Raw genomic sequence first — 19,059 nt, 5'->3', positions numbered from 1 at the left:
GTGTCGGGCGCGGGCGGCGTGGTCGCCCGGGGCGTGGTCACCCGGGCCGTCTCGGCCAGCGCCACCCCGAGCAGCACCAGCGCCCCGCCGCCGAGTTGTGCGGTGTTGAGCGTCTCACCGTCGCCGATGACCACCCAGGCGACCGCCGCGGCGAGTACCGGCTCCACCATGCCGACGATCCCGACGCTGGTCGCCGGCAGGTGCCGCATCGCGCCCGCCACCAGCAGGTACGGCACGATCGAGCCGAGCACCACCACGTACCCGCAGAGCAGGGCGACCGGGACGCCCGCCGCGCTGCCGGTCAGCGGCTCCCAGCCGCCGGTGTCGGCGGTGACCGCCCGGGTGAGCAGCCCGGCCACGGCGGACGCGCCGAACGCCCAGGTGCACAGCGACAGGGTGTCCCGCCCCTGCACGCCACGCGCGCCGAGCACGTAGTAGACGGCCAGGAAGACCGCCGCGCCGAGGCCGGCGAGGATGCCGAGCCCGTCCAGCTTCAGCTCGCCCCACACCTCGGCCACGCAGCCCAGCCCGGCGAGGCTCAGCGCCAGGCCGGCCCAGAGCCGGGGGCGGACCCGGTGCCGCTGGCCGAACCGGGCCCAGAGGGCGACCAGCAGCGGGGCGGAGTACTCGAACAGCAGGCCGAGGCCGACCGGCAGCCGGGAGATGGCGACGAAGTAGAGCATCGGGACCAGGAAGAAGCCGGTCAGGCCGTACGCGACCAGCAGCGGGATCTGCCGGGGGGTGGCCCGGAGCCGGCGCACGCCCGGGCGCAGCACCAGGCTCAGCAGGAGCAGGCCCGCGACGGCGCCGAGCGCGCGCAGCAGGGTGAGCTGCTGGGCATTCAGGCCGGCCCGGAGCACCAACTTGGAGACCGTGCCGTTGACGGCGAACAGGGCTCCCGAGCCGAGCACCATGGCGACGCCGAGGGCGGGGCGGGGGGTCGTCACGAGCAGAGGCTAGCGCCGCGGTTGTCAGGGGCGTAGGGCTGTGTCGCTCGTTACCCGTCCACGCCCCGTGCAGGCACCTGTCGGCCGGGCCCCGTCGGGTGCGGGAAGCCGGTCCGGCGTGCGGGGCCGACCGGCCGTTGTCGCTGCGCCGCGCCATCCGCCGCACGTTGCTTTTTCGTCGGGCGCGGGGTGTACTGTCAGCAGCAGTTAGAACGAGTGTTCGATTGTCTCGAACATTCGTTCCAACAGCCCGGGCGGTGTTTCGCGGCACCGGCCCCGGGCGGTGCGGCTCCGCGGGCCGCACCTGGGTCCCGGGCAGTCGCGAGTCCGGGCCCGTCAGGCAGGAGCGTCGCCCGCCGCCCACGACCCCCGGGCGGCGGGCGACGAACCCGCCGGTACGCCGGCCGGGTGTGGTGTGGGGAAGCGTCCACACCCGGCCGGCCCCCCAACGGTGCGTCTTCCTCCGCACCACTCGACGGCCCGTGCGCCGGCGGACCCCGGTCGCCCGCGCCCCGCCCCGGCCACGTGGAGGAGACAGCCCATGCCGACCAACCCGGCCCAGCCACCGACGGTGCCGGCACACGTGCTGCCGCACCGCACCCCGGCCCAGCTTCTCGCGGTGGCCCGCCACGGGCTGACCGAAGCCGGCCGGACCGGCCCCGACGGGCTGCGCTACGCGGCGGCCCACCTGGCCGCGCTCCGCGCCGCCGCAGCCCTGCTCGCAGCCCGGGCCCGTCCCGCCCCGGCCCGGCGCAACCGGATCACCAGCGTCTGGGTCCTGCTCTCCACCGTCGCCCCCGAGCTCGACGAGTGGGCGGCGTTCTTCGCCGCCGGTGCCAGCAAGCGCGCCGCGGCCGAGGCCGGCATCCCCCGGGTGGTCACCGCCCGGCAGGCAGACGACCTGCTCCGGGCGGCCGAGCAGTTCGTGACGGTGGTGGAGACCACCCTCGGGCTGGCCCACCAGCCGGCGCTCGACGGCCTGGCCGCCTGAACGAGCCGCCCGGCGGGCGCTGCCCCCGCAGGGGCGGCCTCCGCCCAGCCCGCGCAGGGCTCCGATTCCGGCACGACGAGCACGACGGGGGGTAGGTCCGATGGCGGGCCGAATGGTGATCGGTTCCGCCGCGCTCGCGGGCCTGGTACGCCCGGCGAGCGCGCCGGACCCGGCCGGCGGGCAGCGGGTGCTCCCGGTGCCCCCCGAGCTGACCGGCCTGCTGCCCAACCGAGGGCTGCGCCGGGGCAGCACGATCGCGGTCGCCACCGGCCAGCCCCGGCGCAGCGGCGGCACGTCGCTGCTGCTGGCGCTGCTCGCCGAGGCGTCCCGAGCCGGCTCGTGGTGCGCCGTGGTGGGGGTGCCGACCTTCGGCGCGGGCGCGGCGGCCGAGGCCGGGCTCGCCCTGGACCGGCTCGCCCTGGTGCCGCAGCCGGGGCCGGAGTGGCCCACCGTCGTCGCCGCGCTGATCGACGGGGTCGACGTGGTGGTGGCCGCCGTGCCGGCCACCGTCTCCGCCTCGGTCACCAACCGGCTGGCCGCCCGGGCCCGCCAGCGGGGCAGCGTGCTCGTCCCGTACGGCCGCTGGGACGGCGCGGACATCACGTTGCAGGTGGTCCGGGGCGTTTGGGAGGGGCTGGGACAGGGCCGGGGCCGGCTGCGTCGGCGCGAGGTCACCGTCTCCGCCCGGGGGCGGGGCGCGGCCGCCCGGCCCAAGGAGATCAAGGTCTGGCTCCCCGGCGACGGGCTCACCCGGATCATCCCCCGTCCGGCAGCCGTCCCGGCCGCCTCCGTCACCGGCCGTTCGGCCGCCGGCCGGCTCCGCCCGGTGCCCCCGGCGTTCCCGCCCGCTTTCGACGTGCCGCCCGCTTTCGACGTGCCGCCCGCTTTCGACGTGCCGCCCGCTTTCGACGTGCCGCCTGGCCGTGCTGGGCTCGTCCGGGACGTCCCGCCCCGTCGCGACGTCCCGGACCATCGTGGCGCGTCCGCCTTCGACGTCCCGCCCGACCGTGGCGGGCTTGCCGTGGTCGGTCCCGCGTGACCGGGGTGCCGACGCGCACGCTGCTGCTCTGGTGCCCGGACTGGCCGGTGCTGGCCGCCGAGATCGTCGACGGGGTGCCGGCCATCGGGCCGGTCGCCGTGCTGCACGCCAACCGGGTGGTCGCCTGCTCCGAGCGGGCCCGTGCCGAGGGCGTCCGTCGAGGGCTGCGTAAGCGGGAGGCACAGGGGCGTTGCCCGCAGCTGACCGTCGTCGACCACGACCCGGGCCGGGACGCCCGGGCGTTCGAGCCGGTGGTCGCCGCGGTCGAGGAGGTCGCCGCCGGGGTCGAGGTGGTCCGCCCGGGTGCCTGCGCGCTGGCCGCGCGGGGCCCGAGCCGCTATCTCGGCGGCGAGGAGCCAGCCGCCGAGCGGCTCGTCGAGCACGTCGCGCAGACCTGCGCGGTGGAGAGCCAGGTGGGGATCGCCGACGGGGTGTTCGCCGCCGGCCTCGCCGCCCGCGTCGGACAGGTGGTGCCCGCCGGCGGCACGCCCGGGTTCCTGGCGGGCCTGCCGGTGGAGGCACTCGGCCGGCCGGCCCTGGCCGACCTGCTGCGGCGGCTCGGTGTCCGTACCCTCGGGGACTTCGCCGCGCTGCCGGCGGGGGACGTGCTGGCCCGGTTCGGGTTCGACGGTGCGCTGGCCCACCGGCTCGCCGCCGGCCGGGACCACCGGCCGTTGGCCGTCCGTCAGCCCCCGGCCGACCTGGCGGTCACCGCCGACCACGACGAGCCGATCGACCGGGTGGACGCGGCGGCCTTCGCCGCCCGTGCGCTGGCCGAGCGGTTGCACGACCGGCTGGCCGCGTACGGCCTGGCCTGCACCCGGCTCGGCATCGAGGCGGTCACCGCGCACGGCCAGGAGCTGCACCGGGTCTGGCGGCACGACGGCCTGCTCACCGCCGCGGCCATCGCCGACCGGGTGCGCTGGCAGCTCGACGGTTGGCTCTCCGGCAGCACCGGGCGGCCCGGCGCCCGCCCGGCCCGGCCGACGGCCGGGATCATCCGGTTGCGGCTGGTGCCCGACGGGGTGCTCGCCCAGGCCGGCCTGCAACCCGGGCTGTGGGGGGAGGTGGGCGAGGAGCGGGAGCGGGCGCACCGGGCGCTGAGCCGGGTGCAGGGCATCCTCGGCCCCGAGGCGGTGGTCACCGCGGTGCTCGGCGGCGGGCGGTCCCCGGCCGACCAGGTGCGGCTGGTGCCCTGGGGCGACGAGCGGCTGCCCGCCCGCCCGGGCGAGCCCACCTGGCCGGGCCAGGATGCCCTGCCGGCGCCGGTGGAACCGACGGGCTCCGGCGGTGTCGGACCTGGTGGTGCTGTCGGGTCGGGCAGGTCCGGCGGTGCTGTCAGGTCCCGTGGTGGCGTCTGGACCGCCGTCGGGGTCGGTGGTGCCACCGGACCCGGTGTTCCTCCGTGGCCGGGGCGCCTTCCGCCGCCCGCGCCGGCCGTGGTGCTCCCCGAGCCGCTGGCCGCGACGGTGTACGACGCCGTCGGCGAGCCGGTCGGGGTCAGCGCGCGGCTCCAGGTGAGCGCCGCCCCCGCCCGGCTGGTGGTCGGCACGGCCCGTCCGGTGGACATCGTCGGCTGGGCCGGCCCGTGGCCGGTGGACGAGCGCTGGTGGGCGCCGGCCGAGGCCCGCCGTCGGGCCCGGTTCCAGGTCTGCCTGGCCGACGGCGCCGCCCTCCTCCTAGCGGTCGAGGCCGGCCAGTGGCTGGTGGAGGCCATCTATGACTGACCGATGGGCCGCCCTACCCGCGGATCTTGGAAGATTCCGGCCCCTCCAGGGGCCGGAATCTTCCAAGATCTCCACGGAACCGGGGGCGTGGTGAGTTTCCACAATCCGCGGATGCAGTGGGCGGAGTTGGAGCGGGTGCTCTCCGGGCGGTCCGGCGGCGCGGTGGCGGGTGGGCGGCACCTGCACGTGGTGGATCCACTCGCCGTCGACGCAGACGGGGGCGACGCGCCGGCCTGGGGGCGTCGGCGGGAGCCGTCCCGGCCGTCGGAGCCGTCCCGGCCGTCGGAGCTGGTCCGTCCCGGCGGCGCGGTGCCCTACGCCGAGTTGCACGCGCACAGCAACTTCAGCTTCCTGGACGGGGCCAGCCACCCCGGGGAACTGGCCGAGGAGGCGGCCCGGCTCGGGCTCACCGCGCTCGCCGTCACCGATCACGACGGCTTCTACGGCGTGGTCCGCTTCGCCGAGTCGGCCCGTGCGCTGGGACTGCCCACGGTGATCGGCGCGGAGCTGTCGCTGGGCCTGTCCGGGCCGCAGCCGGGGCCCCGGGGCGGCAACGGTGGGCCCGACCCGCGCGGCACCCACCTGCTCGCCCTCGCCCACGGCCCCGAGGGGTACGCCCGGCTGGCCCGTACCATCGCCCGCGCCCAGCTACGCGGCGGGGAGAAGGGCCGCCCGGACTACGGCGAGTTGGAGGAGGTCGCCGCCGAGCTGCGCGACCACGTGCTGGTGCTCACCGGCTGCCGTAAGGGGCACGTGCCGGCGGCGCTGCTCACCGAGGGCGTCGACGCGGCGGCCCGGGAGCTGGACCGGCTGACCGCGCTGTTCGGCGCGGACACGGTGGCGGTGGAGCTGACCGACCACGGCCATCCGGTCGACGCCGACCGCAACGACGCCCTCGCCGAGCTGGCCGCCGCGGCGGGGCTGCCCACGGTGGCCACGAACAATGTGCACTACGCCACGCCGGGCCGGCGCCGGCTGGCCACCACCCTGGCCGCGGTGCGGGCCCGGCGCAGCCTGGACGAGATCGACGGCTGGCTGCCCGCCGCGTCCACCGCGCACCTGCGCAGCGGGGAGGAGATGGCGGCCCGGTTCGCCGCGTACCCGGGTGCGGTGGCCCGGGCCGCCGAGTTCGGCGCGGAGCTGGCGTTCGACCTCCAGCTCGTGGCGCCACGGCTGCCGGCGTACCCGGTGCCGCCGGGGCACACCGAGATGACCTGGCTGCGCCGGCTCACCATGGACGGCGCCCGGGAGCGGTACGGGCCACCGGGGGCGCACCCGGCGGCGTACCGGCAGCTCGACCACGAGCTGCGGATGATCGACGAGCTGGGCTTCCCCGGCTACTTCCTGGTGGTGTACGACATCGTCACGTTCTGCCGCCAGCAGGACATCTACTGCCAGGGCCGGGGGTCTGCGGCGAACTCGGCGGTCTGCTACGCGCTGCGGATCACCAACGTGGACGCCGTCCGGCACCGGCTGCTCTTCGAGCGCTTCCTCGCCCCGGAGCGCGACGGCCCGCCCGACATCGACGTGGACATCGAGTCCGACCGCCGGGAGGAGGTGATCCAGCACGTCTACGCCCGGTACGGCCGGGAGCACACCGCCCAGGTCGCCAACGTCATCTCGTACCGGCCCCGGTCGGCGGTGCGGGACGTGGCGAAGGCGTTCGGCTTCTCGCCCGGCCAGCAGGACGCCTGGAGCAAGCAGATCGACCGCTGGGGCTCCGTCGCCTCCGTCGACGTCGAGGGCATTCCCGAGCAGGTCGTCGCGTACGCCGACGAGTTGCAGACGTTCCCCCGGCACCTGGGCATCCACTCGGGTGGGATGGTCATCTGCGACCGGCCGGTGATCGAGGTCTGCCCGGTGGAGTGGGGCCGGATGCCCGGGCGCAGCGTGCTCCAGTGGGACAAGGACGACTGCGCCGCCGTCGGCCTGGTCAAGTTCGACCTGCTCGGCCTCGGCATGCTCTCCGCCCTGCACTACGGCTACGACATGATCGGCGAGAGCCTCGACCTGGGCGACATGACGCTGGACGACCCCGAGGTGTACGACATGCTCTGCCGGGCCGACTCGGTCGGGGTGTTCCAGGTGGAGAGCCGTGCCCAGATGGCCACCCTGCCCCGGCTCAAGCCCCGCGAGTTCTACGACCTGGTGGTGGAGGTGGCGCTGATCCGTCCCGGCCCGATCCAGGGCGGCTCGGTGCACCCGTACATCCGGCGCAAGAACGGCCAGGAGCCGGTGACGTTCGCGCATCCGCTGATGCGCAACGCGCTGGAGAAGACCCTCGGCGTGCCGCTGTTCCAGGAGCAGCTCATGCAGCTCGCCATCGACCTGGCCGGCTTCGACGCGGCCGGGGCCGACCAGCTCCGCCGGGCGATGGGGGCCAAGCGCTCGGTGGAGCGGATGGCGCAGATCGCCGACCGGCTCTACGCCGGGATGGCCGAGCGGGGCATCGCCGGGGAGTTGGCCGACGACGTCTACCGCAAGCTCACCGCGTTCGCCAGCTACGGCTTCCCGGAGAGCCACGCGATGAGCTTCGCCTACCTGGTGTACGCCAGCTCCTGGCTCAAGCGCTACCACCCGGGCCCGTTCCTGGCCGCCCTGCTCAACGCCCAGCCGATGGGCTTCTACTCGCCGCAGACCCTGGTCGACGACGCCCGCCGGCACGGGGTGGAGGTTCGCCGGCCGGACGTCAACGCCAGCGGCGCGAAGGCCGTCCTCGAATCCACCCCGGTCACCCGGTGGGGCAGCGCCCCCGGGGAGCCCCCGCATGAGTGGGGCCTCGGTGGGCCGGCCGTCCGGCTCGGGCTGGGCGGCGTGCGTACCCTCGGCGACGGCGTGGCCGAGCGGATCGAGGACGAGCGGGCGGCGCACGGGCCGTACCGGGACATGCCGGACCTGGCCCGGCGGGTGGGTCTCACCGCCGCGCAGCTGGAGGCGCTGGCCACCGCGGACGCCTTCGCCTGCTTCGGGCTGACCCGGCGGCAGGCGCTCTGGGCCGCCGGGGCGGCGGCCCAGGACCGGCCGGGCCGGCTGCCGGGCACGGTGACCGGCACGACCGCCCCGACCCTGCCGGGGATGGAGGCGGTGGACCGCCTCGTCGCCGACGTCTGGGCGACCGGGCTGTCGCCGGAGAGCCACCCCGCCCGGTTCATCCGGGACCGCCTCGACGCCCTCGGCGCGGTGCCGATCGCCCGGCTCGGCCGGGTGGAGCCGGGCCGGCGGATCCGGGTCGGCGGGATCGTCACCCACCGGCAGCGGCCGGCCACCGCCGGCGGGGTCACCTTCCTCAATCTGGAGGACGAGACCGGCATGCTCAACGTCACCTGCTCGCCGGGGCTGTGGCAGCGCCACCGGCGGGTGGCGCGGACCAGCGCCGCCCTGGTGGTGCGCGGCCGGTTGCAGCGGCACGAGGGGGTGATCAGCCTCACCGCCGACCGGCTCGACCCGATCGAACCGCCGGTCGCACCGGCCTCCCGCGACTTCCGGTGATCGACGTTACAGTGTGGCGGGCGATCGCGAGGGAGACTTGTGATCGCGCGCGGGCAGAGTGGCCCGGGTTCCACGAGGGGGTAGAACGAGTGGCGGGTAACGACACGTACACCGGTGCGGTGGCCAACGCCCGACGCACCCGGCTCGATGCCGGTTGGGTCGCGGCGCACACCACCGAGATTCGCGAATACTCGGTGACCGACGGCCCGGTGGCCAACGCCCGCCGGTCCCGTGCCGAGGACGACCCGGCCGGCGGCGGCGAGTCCTGACACCACCCGGTCCGGAGCCCGCCCGGCTCGACCGGTCGCCGTTCCCCGGCCACCGGATGCGCCGGGCGGCTGGACCAGGTGACTAGGCTCGACCGCGTGGAGCAGACCCGTGGCCGGCTCACCGGCCCGCCGTTGACCCCCCGTACCGCCGTCATCTGGTCCGTGCTCCGGGCCGAACTGGACCGCCGCGCCGATGACCGGCTCACCGTCCTCGACGTCGGCGGCGGCACCGGCGGGTTCGCCGTGCCGCTGGCCCAGGCCGGGCACCGGGTCACCGTGGTCGACGCCAGCCCCGACGCCCTCGCCGCGCTGACGCGTCGGGCCGCCGAGGCCGGCGTCGCCGACCGGGTACGCGCCGTGCAGGGCGATGGCGACGCGCTCGCCGGGCTGGTCGAGCCGGCGAGCGTCGACCTGGTGCTCTGCCACTCCGTGCTGGAGGTGGTCGACGACCCCGCGCCGGTGGTGGCCGCGCTGGTCGCCGCGCTGCGCCCGGGCGGCGCGGCCAGCGTCCTGGTCGCCGGGCAGGCCGCCGCGGTGCTCGGCCGGGCGATGAACGGCCACCTCGACCTGGCTGCCGCCGTGGCCGCCGACCCGGCCGGCGCTGCCGGCCCCCGGGACACCCTGCGCCGGCGCTACGACGCCGACCGCGCCGCGGCGCTGCTCACCGACGGGGGCCTCGCGGTCGAGGAGATCCACGGGGTACGCGTCCTGGCCGACCTGCTCCCCGCCGCCGTCGCGGACGGCCAACCGGCCGCCCTGGTCGAGCTGGAGCGGGCCCTGGCCGCCCGGCCGCCGTACCGGGACCTCGCCGCCCAGTTGCATCTGTTCGCGCGCCGGCCGGTATGACCAGGCCCGTGCTGCCCCCGCCCGGCGATCCGGCCCGCCCGGCACCGTCGGGCGGGCCGGAGTTCCCGGTCGCGCCGGCCCGCTCTGCGCCGGGGACGGAGTTCCCGGTCGCGCAGCTGGAGCCGGTCGCGCCCCGGTACGGCGGCGGAAGCCTGGCCGACGTGCTGCCCAGCGCGCTGGCGGTGCTCGGGGTGCCGGGGGCCGTGGACCTGCTCGGGCTGGCCCCCCGACTGGCCGGGGTGCGGCGGGTCGCCGTGCTGCTGGTCGACGGGCTCGGCTGGTACCAGATCCCCACCGCCGCCCCGTACGCCCCGACCCTGGCCGGGCTGGCCGCGACCGTCGGCCGCCCGCTCACCTCCGGTTTCCCGTCGACCACCCCGACCAGCCTGGTGACCCTGGGCACCGGCGTGGCCCCCGGCGCGCACGGGGTGCTCGGCTTCAAGGTCCGGGTACCCGACACCGACCGGGTGCTCAGCCACATCGAGTGGACCGGCGACCCGGAGCCGCTGCGCTGGCAGCCCGTCGCCACCCAGTTCGAGCGGGCCCGCGCCGCCGGGGTCGCGGTGACCGTGGTGAGCCGTCCCGAGTACGCCGGCAGCGGCCTCACCCTGGCCGCCAACCGGGGCGGCGACTACCGGGGCGCCGCCGACGCCGAGGCGCTCGCCGCCGCGATGCTCACCGCGCTGGCCGCCGGGACCGGGCCGACCCTGGTCTCCGGCTACCACCCCGGCCTGGACCGGCACGGCCACCTCAGCGGGGTCGACTCCGCGCCGTGGCGGGTCGCCGCCGCCGTGGTGGACGGGCTGCTCGCCCGGCTGGTCGACGGCCTCCCGAAGGACGCCGCGCTGCTGGTCACCGCCGATCACGGCCAGCTCGACGTGCCGGTGGCGGACCGGGTCGACTTCGACGCCGACCCCGGGTTGCGGGCCGGGGTGCGGGTGCTGGCCGGCGAACCCCGGGTCCGTTACCTGCACGTCGAGCCCGGCGCGGCCGACGACGTGGTGGCGGCCTGGTCGGCGGTGCTCGGCGACGCGGCCCGGGTGCTGCACCGGGGAGAGGCGGTGGCCACCGGCTGGTTCGGCCCGGTGTCGGAGGAGCACCTGCGCCGGGTCGGCGACGTGGTGGTGGTCTGCCGGGGCACGTCCGCGGTGGTGGCCACCCGGTCGGAGAACCCGATCGAGTCGCGCCTGGTGGCGTACCACGGGGCGGACACGGCTGCCGAGATGACGATCCCGCTGCTGGTGGTCCGCGGCTGAGCCGCCGTGCGGTCCCCGGGGTGTCGTACCCGGGGGCTAGCCTGCGGGGATGGGCCGCAGTCAGTCGTTGCCGCGCGGGGGCGACCCGCGCTTCGGGCCCGACGGCGACGACTCCGGTTGCCCGATCCTGCACGTCGACATGGATGCCTTCTTCGCCTCTGTCGAGGTGCGCCGCCGCCCCGAGCTGCGCGGCCGGCCCGTCGTGGTCGGCGGGGTCGGGCCGCGCGGCGTGGTCAGCTCCGCCAGCTACGAGGCCCGACGGTACGGCGTCCGCAGCGCCATGCCCACCGGGCGGGCCCGGGCGCTCTGCCCGCACGCGGTCTACCTTTCGCCCGACTTCGCGCAGTACACGGCGGCCTCCCGGGCGGTCATGCAGGTCTTCCGGGACGTCACCCCGCTGGTCGAGCCGCTCTCGCTCGACGAGGCGTTCCTCGACGTGGCCGGCGCCCGCCGGCTCTTCGGTGCACCGGCCGAGATCGCCCGGCGCATCCGCGCCCGGGTCGAGCGGGAGCAGGAGCTGACCTGCTCGGTGGGGGTCGCGCCGAGCAAGTTCGTGGCCAAGCTCGGCTCCACCCGCGCCAAGCCCGACGGGCTGCTGGTGGTGCCCGCCGACCGGGTGCTCGAATTCCTGCACCCGCTGCCCGTCTCCGCGCTCTGGGGGGTGGGGGAGCGGTCCACCGAGACGCTGTGCCGGCTGGGGCTGAACACCGTCGGTGACCTGGCCGAGGCGCCCTTCGGCATGCTCCGCAAGGCGGTCGGGACGGCGGCCGCCGGCCACCTGCACGAGCTGGCCTGGGGGCGGGACCCGCGCCGGGTCACCCCGGAGCAGGTGGAGAAGTCGATCGGCGCCGAGGTGACCTTCGACGTCGACGTCGGCGACCCGCTGGAGATCCGCCGGGCGCTGCTGGCCCTCGCCGAGAAGGTGGGCGTCCGGCTGCGCCGGGCCGGCCAGGTCGGCCGGACGGTGTCGATCAAGGTGCGGATGGCCGACTTCCGCACGGTCAACCGCTCCCGCACCCTCGGCGTCCCCACCGACACGGCCCGGGAGATCTTCGACACCGCATGGGCGCTCTACACCGTTCTTGACCCCGGCGAGCGGATCCGCCTCGTCGGGGTGCGGCTGGAGGGCCTCGCGCCGGCGGAGCAGACCCCGCAGCAGCTCACCCTCGGCGCCCCCGAGCGCGGCTGGCGGGAGGCGGAGGCGGCCGCGGACGCCGCGGCTGCCCGTTTCGGGCGGTCCGTCATAGGTCCGGCGAGTCTGCTTCGTCGTCGCGACCGAGGGCGAAATGAAAATCCACCCGGCCCATAGGTCGTCCCGCTTTCCGACGCGCGACCCCCCTCGTAGACTTGGCGGTAAGCAGCCGGTTGGCTGCCACGGTCTATCGGCCCGCCCGGGCCGACCCACGTGACCGGGGAGGAGTGCCGTGCCGCTCTCGGAGCACGAGCAGCGGCTGTTCGAGCAGATCGAGCGGTCGCTTGCCGAGGACCCCAAATTCGCCTCGGCCGTGCGTGCCAGCGATCCGCGCTTCCATGCGCGGCGTCGCCTGCTCGTCGCTGCCGGCGCGATCATCGTTGGGCTGGCCCTGCTGGTCTACGGTGCGGTGATCAAGACTCCACCGCTCGCGGTGGCGGGTTTCGTCGTCATGCTGGGTTCGGCGGCGTATGCGGTGCAGTCGCACCGGCGGGCGCAGTCCCCCGACCTGCACGTGGTCGGCGGGACGACCAGTCGGCGCCGTCCGCGTGGGCGGTCAGGCCGGCGGTCGTCGTTCCTGGACCGGATGGAGGACCGGTGGCGGCAGCGCCCGGAGGGGCACCGCTGACCCGGCCCCTCCACTGATCCCCGGTCCCGCCGCCCGGCGGGGCCGCGCCGGACTCCGGCCCGTCCGACGACGGGCCGTTGTTTCGTGCCCGCGCCGATCCCGCGCGGGCCTTTCCGGCCGCCGAGAGGCAACCGGGTTCTCTCTGTGCCGCCGGTGCCTCGGCCGCGCCAACTTCGACCTACTCCGCAACCGGATCTTGCTGACCGCTTGATCTGTCGGTGTACCGGGACCGCGACCAGACCTCCTGAATCGCCCGATAATCGATCACGGTGATCCGCTGCTGTTCGAGGAGTTCGCGGGCGTAGGAGGAGGTCAGGAAGTCGTAGTCGGTACGACGTACCCGCCAGCCGGAATCGATTTCCTGCGCCTCGGCGTCCCCCAGGCCGGGGTGCACGGCCCATTCGCTCAATCCCACGGGCAACTCACGCAGCAACTGCGCGTACTTGGCGGCTTTGCTGTCCAGGTCCAGGGCGAAGCTGTCCAAGAAATCATGATCGACGACCGGCAGGCCCCGCTGACGGATCTTCCGGCGGGCCGGCTCCAGCCAGGCCCTTACCGCGAGCCCGTACTCTTCAGCCAGGGCCACTGTCAGGTCGAAGATGTCAGCACGTCCGCCGTCGGCTACGCAGTGCCAATCCAGATGGGTCGGCCTCAGTCCGGCCTCCAGCACGGATTCGATCTGGGCACGGAACTCGACCTCGACCTCTTCAAGCCGGGCCCGGATCATCAACTCGGGAATCCGCGCGGCGCTGAACAACTCGCCACTTTCGTCGAGCAGCGATGGAACTTCTGCTCTAGAGGTCAATGGCCGCCAGCGGTAGTCGGTCATTTCGCATACCAGCGTGAGGTGGATCCCGAACGGGATCTCCGGACGCTCACGCAGCAAGCGCATGGCGTGTACAGCCCACGGACACGGCACCATCAGGCTGCAGGAACTACCGATCCCTTCCTCGATCGAGCGCACCACCGCAGCGTTCACCGCGTGATACATCCCGAAGTCGTCGAGATTGACGATGAGCAGCCGGGCATCCGGTGGAAAACCCAGCAACTCGCTCGACCGCGCCGGGAATGTGCCCGACCCCGCGCCCAGAACAGGTCCGTTCATGTGCCAAGTATCAGGAGCCGGTCCATCCCATTTTCGCCGCGCTCAAACTGCTGAACTCGGGCGGTCAGAGCACCCCCCCCCGGGACAGGGCCCCGGCAAAGTCGTGAGGGTCTCCGGCTTGGCAGGCCCAGGGGATGCGCGCGCTGCCGACGCCATCGGCCTTTGCCGGGTCGGCGTGCCCTGCGTTGGTTCCTTTGGAGCTGCCCCGTTTGTGCTGTCGGTGGAGTGGGAGCACAAACGGGGCAGCTCCATAGGGGCCGATGGGCAGGTCCCCGACCGCCCGGAAGGCATTCGTCAGGCCGCCGCCCGACTGCCCGCTGTGCGGGGCGGCGTAGCGGTTGACCTCGCCGCGCATCAGCAGCTCATCGAAGGCACCGCCTTCCGGCGGCTGCCGCCGGAGCGCCGGGCGGCCTACCTGCTCGACGCCGCGAGCGGGTTCATGCAGACGGGCGACCTGACCACCGCCGGCCAGGCGCTGGTGAGCGCCGACCGGGTGGCGGCGGCGGAGGTCCGCAACCGGCCGCTGGGCCACGAGCTGCTGGCGACCCTGCTGCGCCGGTCGCCGGCGGCGAGCCTCGACGTCCTGCGCCTGGCCGACGGATGGGAGTGGTGGTCTGATCGGTGGGTCAGCGGCCGGTGCGGGAGGCCAGTAGGCGGCGGGGGCTCCAGCGCAACAGCCGGTACCGGACGTCGCCGGCGGTGGCCACCAACCGCGAGGACGTGTCGCTCACCGCCGTCCGCCAGCGCAGCAGCACCGACGGGGGCAGCGCGGCGGCCAGCAGCCTGGTCCGCCGGTCGGCCCGGGCGGCGAGTACGCCGCGGACGCTGCGCAGGGCCGGAGTCAGGTCCTCACCGGCGAGCGGGTCCCGGGCGTAGCGGGCCCGCTCCTCGGCGCGCCCGAGCAGCCGGGCCGCCGCGGCGGCGGAGGCGTCCTCGGTGAGCGCGTCGGTGGCCAGGCGCTCGGCCGTCGCCCGGGGGGTCTCCGTCCGGTCCACCCGGACCTGGTAGTCGACCAGGGTGTCGAGCAGCTCGTCCCAGGCCGCGTGCGCTGTTGCCCGGGCCCGGGCGGGATCCACCCCGACCACGATCGCCCGCTCGACCCCGTCCCGGCCGGTGCCGGCGTCCACCATGGTCGCCTTCGGGGCCGCCGCGACCCGGGTGCCCCGGCGTCGACGCAGCGCAGCCCGGCGCAGTGCCGGCACCGCGAGCAGGACGAGCAGGGCGAGCAGGCCCGCCGTCCACCAGAGCCAGACGGGTGCCTGCCGGGTGGGGTCGCCGGCCCCGACGGCCAGCCCCGCGTCGGTGTCCCGGTCGGCGGCGTCCGGGCCGGCGGCCTCCGGGGAGGGGCCGTTGTCGCCCGGGGCGCTCGGAGCGCCGGATTCGGGGGTGACGGACTCGGGGGCGTCGGTGTCCGGGGCCCACGCCGAGCGGGTCGAGCCCTGCACTCCGTACGCCGGGGTGGCGTCGAAGGGCACCCAGCCCATCCCGTCGAAGTAGACCTCCGTCCAGGCGTGCAGGTTCCGGTTGGTCAGCACGTACCCCTCGCCGGTGCGGCCGGTGCCGTTGGTGAAGCCGAACGCCACCCGGGCCGGGATGCCGGCCGCTCGGACCAGCCACGCCATCGCCGCCGCGTACTGCTGGCAGAAGCCGGCCTTGTTGTTGAGGAAGTCGACGATGTCCTGCCCGCTGGTGCCGCCCTTGGTGGTCAGGCTGTAGGTGAAGCCGTTGTCCGAGGAGAAGTAGTCGTAGATCGCCCGCACCTTGTCATAGTCGGTGCGCTTGCCCCGGACGAGGTCCGAGACCAGGGTGTCCACCTGCGACACCGGCGGGGTCTCGGTCTGCTGGACCCGGACGGGGTGGTCGGCCGGCAGCGAGGGGGCGCGGCGCAGTGCCGTCGGGCTGTACGTCGACCGGACGTAGTCGAACGAGTAGCGCTTGTCGCGGGCGTTGTCCCGCTTGGAGAAGATCAGCTGCAGGGCCGGGTCGTACAGCCAGTTGCCGCCCAGCTCCTCGGTCCGCACCGGCTCGCCGTAGACCGGCAGCAGGGGCATGGGGAAGTTCTTCGTCACCTCGACGGTGGCCCGGTACTCCTGCTGCTCGACGCCCTCCCCGGCCCGGGCCGGGTCGGGCAGCCCCCGGTTCACCGGCCGGCCGGTCGGGTCGCTCTCCCGGAAGCCGTCCGCCCGGAGCCTGTCCGCAACGCCGAAGCGCAGGTAGAACGGGCTCGGCTCGGTGGTGGTCACCTTCACCATCTCGACGACCTCGGACTGGTTGAGCTCGCCGCTCAGCGCGGCGAACAGGTCGACCTTGCCCGGGCTGCCGCCCTGGCCGGCGCGTCCGGTGCCGTTTCCCGTCCCGGAGCTGAGGGCGTCGAGCAGCCCGCCGGTCATCCCCGGCACGGCCAGCGGCAGCACCACCGCCAGCGCGACCCCCACCACGGCCAGCCGGCGGCCGGCGGCGGCCAGCGGGGACGACTCCCACACGTCGACGTCCCGGCCGTCACCGGTGAACCGGCGGCCGAACCGGCGCACCCGGTCGACGTTGTCGGCGACCAACAGCCAGAGGTAACCGGCGGCGCCGACCATGAACGGCACGGCGGGGACGCTGTCGATGTACACCGCGACCGGCACCGAGTAGATGGCGAGCATCGGCAGGCCGGCCAGCGCCGGGCGGCGCAGCCCGACGGCGAGCACGTCCACCACCATCGCCACCCCGCCGATGCCGAGCACGCTGATGAACAGCAGCGGGTCGGTGTCGGGCACCTTGACCCCGTACGAGCGCATGTCCTGCGCGGACGCCCCGGCCAACTCGCCGAAGTGGGCGAAGGTGGCCGGGGTGGGCAGGAACGCCACCAGCTCCCCGCCGCTGGGGAAGAGCCAGGTCAGCGCGAGCACCAGCCCGGCGAGCATGCCCAGGACCTGCCCCCACAGCGGCGCCCGGGCCAGCCGGGTCAACGCCGCCACCCCGGCCACCACCGCGACCGCGATGGCGGCCTGGATGAGCCAGGTCCAGCGTTCGAAGATGGCCGACAGCGGGGCCGCCGAGAGCAGGGTCGCGCCGGCGGCCACGAAGCCGAGGTTGCGGGTCGCGGTCACGGGACCACCCTTCCGGTGTGTGTCATGCCCGGCGTGCCGGGCCGCTCGCGTGCTCCCGCCCGGGGAGCGTCACCTCACGCCCGAGCCGGAGCGTCGATCCGCCGCCCCGGCCCGAGCGTCACTTCACGCCGCCCGCGACCGTCTCGGCCAGCGCCGCCCGTAGGGCGAACCCCTGCGAGCCCCGGCCGGCCTGCGGCCAGAGCGCGGGCAGCCGGGCCCCGTGGTCGACCCCGATCACCCGCCACCCGTTGCGCACCAGGGCGAGCGCGGCGGTGCCGTGCGCGTGGTCGGCCTCGGCCCGGGCCCGGGCCGGCAGGTTCAGCCAGGTGGAACTGTTCAGCAGGAAGCCGACACAGGTGGCGCCGTTGCCGCGCAGCCCGGCGAGCAGCTCGGCCTCGGCAGCGCTCAGCGAGCCGAACAGCGCGATGATCAGGCCGCCGTCGGCGCGCTGCCGGACCCGCTGCACCAGCGTGGTGATCTCGCCGCGCCCGTCGAGCCGAACCTCGGCGAGGTGGTCGAGGAGCACCCCGTCCCCGGCGCCCTCGGTCGCGTCGACGTCCGCGCCGCCGCCGGTGACCAGACGCAGCTTGTACCCGGCCTGGCGCAGGTGCACGGCGATGCTGGCCGCCGCGGATACGGTCCACTCGAAGCTCGCCGTCGGCCCGTCGCCGCGGTGGCCGTACCCCCGGGTGTCCAGGACGACGGTGGCCCGGCTCTCCCAGGGCTGCTCCTCGCGGCGGACCATCAGCTCCCCGGTGCGGGCGGTCGACTTCCAGTGCACCCGGCGCAGGTCGTCGCCCACCCGGTACTCCCGGGTCGCCGCGTCGTCCTCGCCGTGCACCGCCACCGAGCGGGCCCGGCTGTCGCCGCTGCCCGCGTACTCGCCGGGGAGCCGGACCGAGGGCAGGGCCGTGACCTGCGGGATCACCGTGAGGTGGTCGGTGCCGGGGAAGGCCCGGCTCAGCTCGCACAGCCCGAACGGGTCGGTCAACCGGACCACCAGGGGGCCCAGCCCGTACCGGCCGCGCACGTCCGCGCGGACGGTGTACGCCACCGAGCTGGCCTGGTGCGCGCCGAGCCGCTCCAGCACCACCCGGGGCCGGCTGCCCAGCGCGTACGGCAGCCGGTCCTCCAACAGCAGCGTGCCGGTGGGCAGCCGGGACATGTTCTGCAACCGCAGTACCACCCGGGAGCTGGCCCCGACCGGCACCCGGTGCGGCTCCAGGGACCGGTTGCCGGCCAGCTTGTACCGGCTGCGCCCGACGTACGCGGCGGCGAGCAGCGGCAGAGCGGCCAGCAGCACCGCCACCCGCAGCAGGTCCTTCTCGCCGAGGATGGCGGCGGAGACGCCCGCGGCCAGCGCGGCGGCCAGGAAGGAACGGCCGCGGGTGGTCAGGCCCCGGAGCCCTTCGCGCACGGTCATCGCCTCCGCGGCTCGTACGTGGCTCGGCCGTTGCCCTCACCGGTGGGCCGGTTGTCGTACGGGGAGCGCTGGCGGTCGTGCGGCAGCGGGAGCCGGTGCACCAGCTCGGACACGATCGCGTCGGTGGTGCGCCGGGCGAGCTGGGCGTCGGCGGTCGGGATGATCCGGTGGGCGAGCACCGGCACCGCGAGCGCCTGGAGGTCGTCGGGCAGGACGTAGTCGCGGCCCTCCAGGGCGGCGACGGCCCGCGCGGTGCGCAGGAGCTGGAGGGTGGCCCGGGGGGACGCGCCCAGTCGCAGGTCGGGAGCCTCCCGGGTGGCGGTGACCAGGTCGACCGCGTACTGCTTCACTGCGTCGGCGACGTGCACCTCGCGGACCGTGGCGATCAGCCGGCGGACCGTGTCGGCGTCGGAGACGGCCCCCAACTCCTGGAGCGGGTCGGCCGCGCTGTGCCCGTCCAGCATGGCCAGCTCGGCCGCGGGGTCCGGGTATCCCATGGCGATCCGGGCGGTGAACCGGTCCCGCTGCGCCTCGGGCAGCGGGTAGGTCCCCTCCATCTCGATCGGGTTCTGGGTGGCGATCACCATGAACGGGGTCTGCAACTGGTAGGTGACCCCGTCGACGGTGACCTGTCGCTCCTCCATGCACTCCAGCAGCGCGGACTGGGTCTTCGGCGACGCGCGGTTGATCTCGTCGCCGACGACCAGGTTGGCGAAGACCGCCCCGGGCCGGAACTCGAAGTCGTGCGTCTCCTGGTTGTAGACGCTCACCCCGGTGACGTCGCTGGGCAGCAGGTCCGGCGTGAACTGGATGCGGCGCACGGAGCAGTCGATCGACCGGGCGAGGGCCTTCGCCAGCTTGGTCTTGCCGACACCTGGGACGTCCTCGATGAGGAGGTGGCCCTCGGCGAGCAGGACGGCGAGGGCGAGCCGGATCGTGGCGGTCTTGCCCTCGATGACCTGCTCGATGTTGGCCACGATGGCCTCGCTGGCGGTGCGGAACTCGTCGTGCGGCAGCAGACCGCCCACCTCGTCCCAGGTCTGTTGTGTCAC

Annotated in this window: 12 protein-coding genes and 2 pseudogenes; 9 read left to right on the top strand and 5 right to left on the bottom strand. The window is 75.3% G+C overall.

All coding sequences use genetic code 11. The annotated features are described in order from the left end of the window. Positions 1–116: 116 nt before the first annotated feature. Positions 117–914: pseudogene (locus tag ACQPZO_RS21930) on the bottom strand (EamA family transporter); the annotation flags it as partial. Positions 915–1,488: 574 nt separating this feature from the next. Between ACQPZO_RS21930 and ACQPZO_RS21925 the strand changes: the two are divergent. The 9 genes and pseudogenes from ACQPZO_RS21925 (at position 1,489) to ACQPZO_RS21885 (ending at position 12,384) form a co-directional block, all read left to right on the top strand. Next, complete coding sequence (locus ACQPZO_RS21925) at positions 1,489–1,938, top strand: SAV_6107 family HEPN domain-containing protein (RefSeq protein WP_433343577.1); 450 nt, start codon at positions 1,489–1,491, stop codon at positions 1,936–1,938. Positions 1,939–2,038: 100 nt separating this feature from the next. Further along, positions 2,039–2,776: pseudogene (locus tag ACQPZO_RS21920) on the top strand (hypothetical protein); the annotation flags it as partial. 197 nt (positions 2,777–2,973) lie between these two features. Further along, positions 2,974–4,704, top strand: coding sequence for a DNA polymerase Y family protein (locus ACQPZO_RS21915; RefSeq protein ID WP_433343576.1), 1,731 nt, complete (start codon positions 2,974–2,976; stop codon positions 4,702–4,704). 90 nt (positions 4,705–4,794) lie between these two features. Continuing rightward, positions 4,795–8,193, top strand: a complete 3,399-nt coding sequence (locus tag ACQPZO_RS21910) for an error-prone DNA polymerase (RefSeq protein WP_433351144.1) — start codon at positions 4,795–4,797, stop codon at positions 8,191–8,193. A gap of 89 nt (positions 8,194–8,282) precedes the next feature. Further along, a complete protein-coding gene (locus tag ACQPZO_RS21905; RefSeq protein WP_387023514.1) occupies positions 8,283–8,462 on the top strand; it encodes a hypothetical protein in 180 nt (59 codons plus the stop codon). Positions 8,463–8,540: 78 nt separating this feature from the next. After that, positions 8,541–9,308 carry a methyltransferase domain-containing protein gene (locus ACQPZO_RS21900; protein WP_433343574.1) on the top strand — a complete coding sequence of 256 codons (768 nt, stop codon included), beginning with the start codon at positions 8,541–8,543 and terminating at the stop codon, positions 9,306–9,308. Beyond that, positions 9,305–10,564, top strand: coding sequence for an alkaline phosphatase family protein (locus tag ACQPZO_RS21895; RefSeq protein WP_433343572.1), 1,260 nt, complete (start codon positions 9,305–9,307; stop codon positions 10,562–10,564). Before ACQPZO_RS21900 ends, ACQPZO_RS21895 begins: the two co-directional genes overlap by 4 nt. 49 nt (positions 10,565–10,613) lie before the next feature. Continuing rightward, a complete protein-coding gene (locus ACQPZO_RS21890) occupies positions 10,614–11,873 on the top strand; it encodes a DNA polymerase IV (RefSeq protein WP_433343571.1) in 1,260 nt (419 codons plus the stop codon). Positions 11,874–11,988: 115 nt separating this feature from the next. Further along, positions 11,989–12,384 carry a DUF3040 domain-containing protein gene (locus tag ACQPZO_RS21885; protein ID WP_117668892.1) on the top strand — a complete coding sequence of 132 codons (396 nt, stop codon included), beginning with the start codon at positions 11,989–11,991 and terminating at the stop codon, positions 12,382–12,384. Positions 12,385–12,562: 178 nt separating this feature from the next. Here the strand turns inward: ACQPZO_RS21885 and ACQPZO_RS21880 are convergent, their stop codons facing one another. The 4 genes from ACQPZO_RS21880 to ACQPZO_RS21865 all read right to left on the bottom strand — a co-directional run bounded on the left by ACQPZO_RS21880 (position 12,563) and on the right by ACQPZO_RS21865 (position 19,059). Next, on the bottom strand, positions 12,563–13,489 hold the full coding sequence (locus ACQPZO_RS21880) for a polysaccharide deacetylase family protein (protein WP_433343569.1): 927 nt from the start codon (positions 13,487–13,489) through the stop codon (positions 12,563–12,565). A 626-nt stretch (positions 13,490–14,115) separates the two neighbouring features. Continuing rightward, the gene (locus tag ACQPZO_RS21875; protein WP_433343567.1) at positions 14,116–16,584 is read right to left on the bottom strand and encodes a transglutaminaseTgpA domain-containing protein; all 2,469 of its coding nucleotides are present in this window, start codon (positions 16,582–16,584) and stop codon (positions 14,116–14,118) included. Positions 16,585–16,702: 118 nt separating this feature from the next. Beyond that, entirely contained in the window at positions 16,703–18,001 is a 1,299-nt protein-coding gene (locus ACQPZO_RS21870; protein ID WP_433343566.1) for a DUF58 domain-containing protein, read from the bottom strand. A 2-nt stretch (positions 18,002–18,003) separates the two neighbouring features. After that, positions 18,004–19,059, bottom strand: coding sequence for an AAA family ATPase (locus ACQPZO_RS21865; protein ID WP_433343564.1), 1,056 nt, complete (start codon positions 19,057–19,059; stop codon positions 18,004–18,006).

The organism is Micromonospora sp. CA-111912 (assembly GCF_050948415.1).
Taxonomy (GTDB): Bacteria; Actinomycetota; Actinomycetes; order Mycobacteriales; family Micromonosporaceae; genus Micromonospora.
This window is presented reverse-complemented; position numbering and strand designations above follow the sequence as displayed.

What these genes read in the sequence shown, in the direction of transcription:
- ACQPZO_RS21925 (WP_433343577.1), top strand. Translation starts at nt 1,489, where the DNA reads ATGCCGACCAACCCGGCCCAGCCACCGACGGTGCCGGCACACGTGCTG.
- ACQPZO_RS21895 (WP_433343572.1), top strand. Translation starts at nt 9,305, where the DNA reads ATGACCAGGCCCGTGCTGCCCCCGCCCGGCGATCCGGCCCGCCCGGCA.
- ACQPZO_RS21890 (WP_433343571.1), top strand. Translation starts at nt 10,614, where the DNA reads ATGGGCCGCAGTCAGTCGTTGCCGCGCGGGGGCGACCCGCGCTTCGGG.
- ACQPZO_RS21880 (WP_433343569.1), bottom strand. Translation starts at nt 13,489, where the DNA reads ATGAACGGACCTGTTCTGGGCGCGGGGTCGGGCACATTCCCGGCGCGG.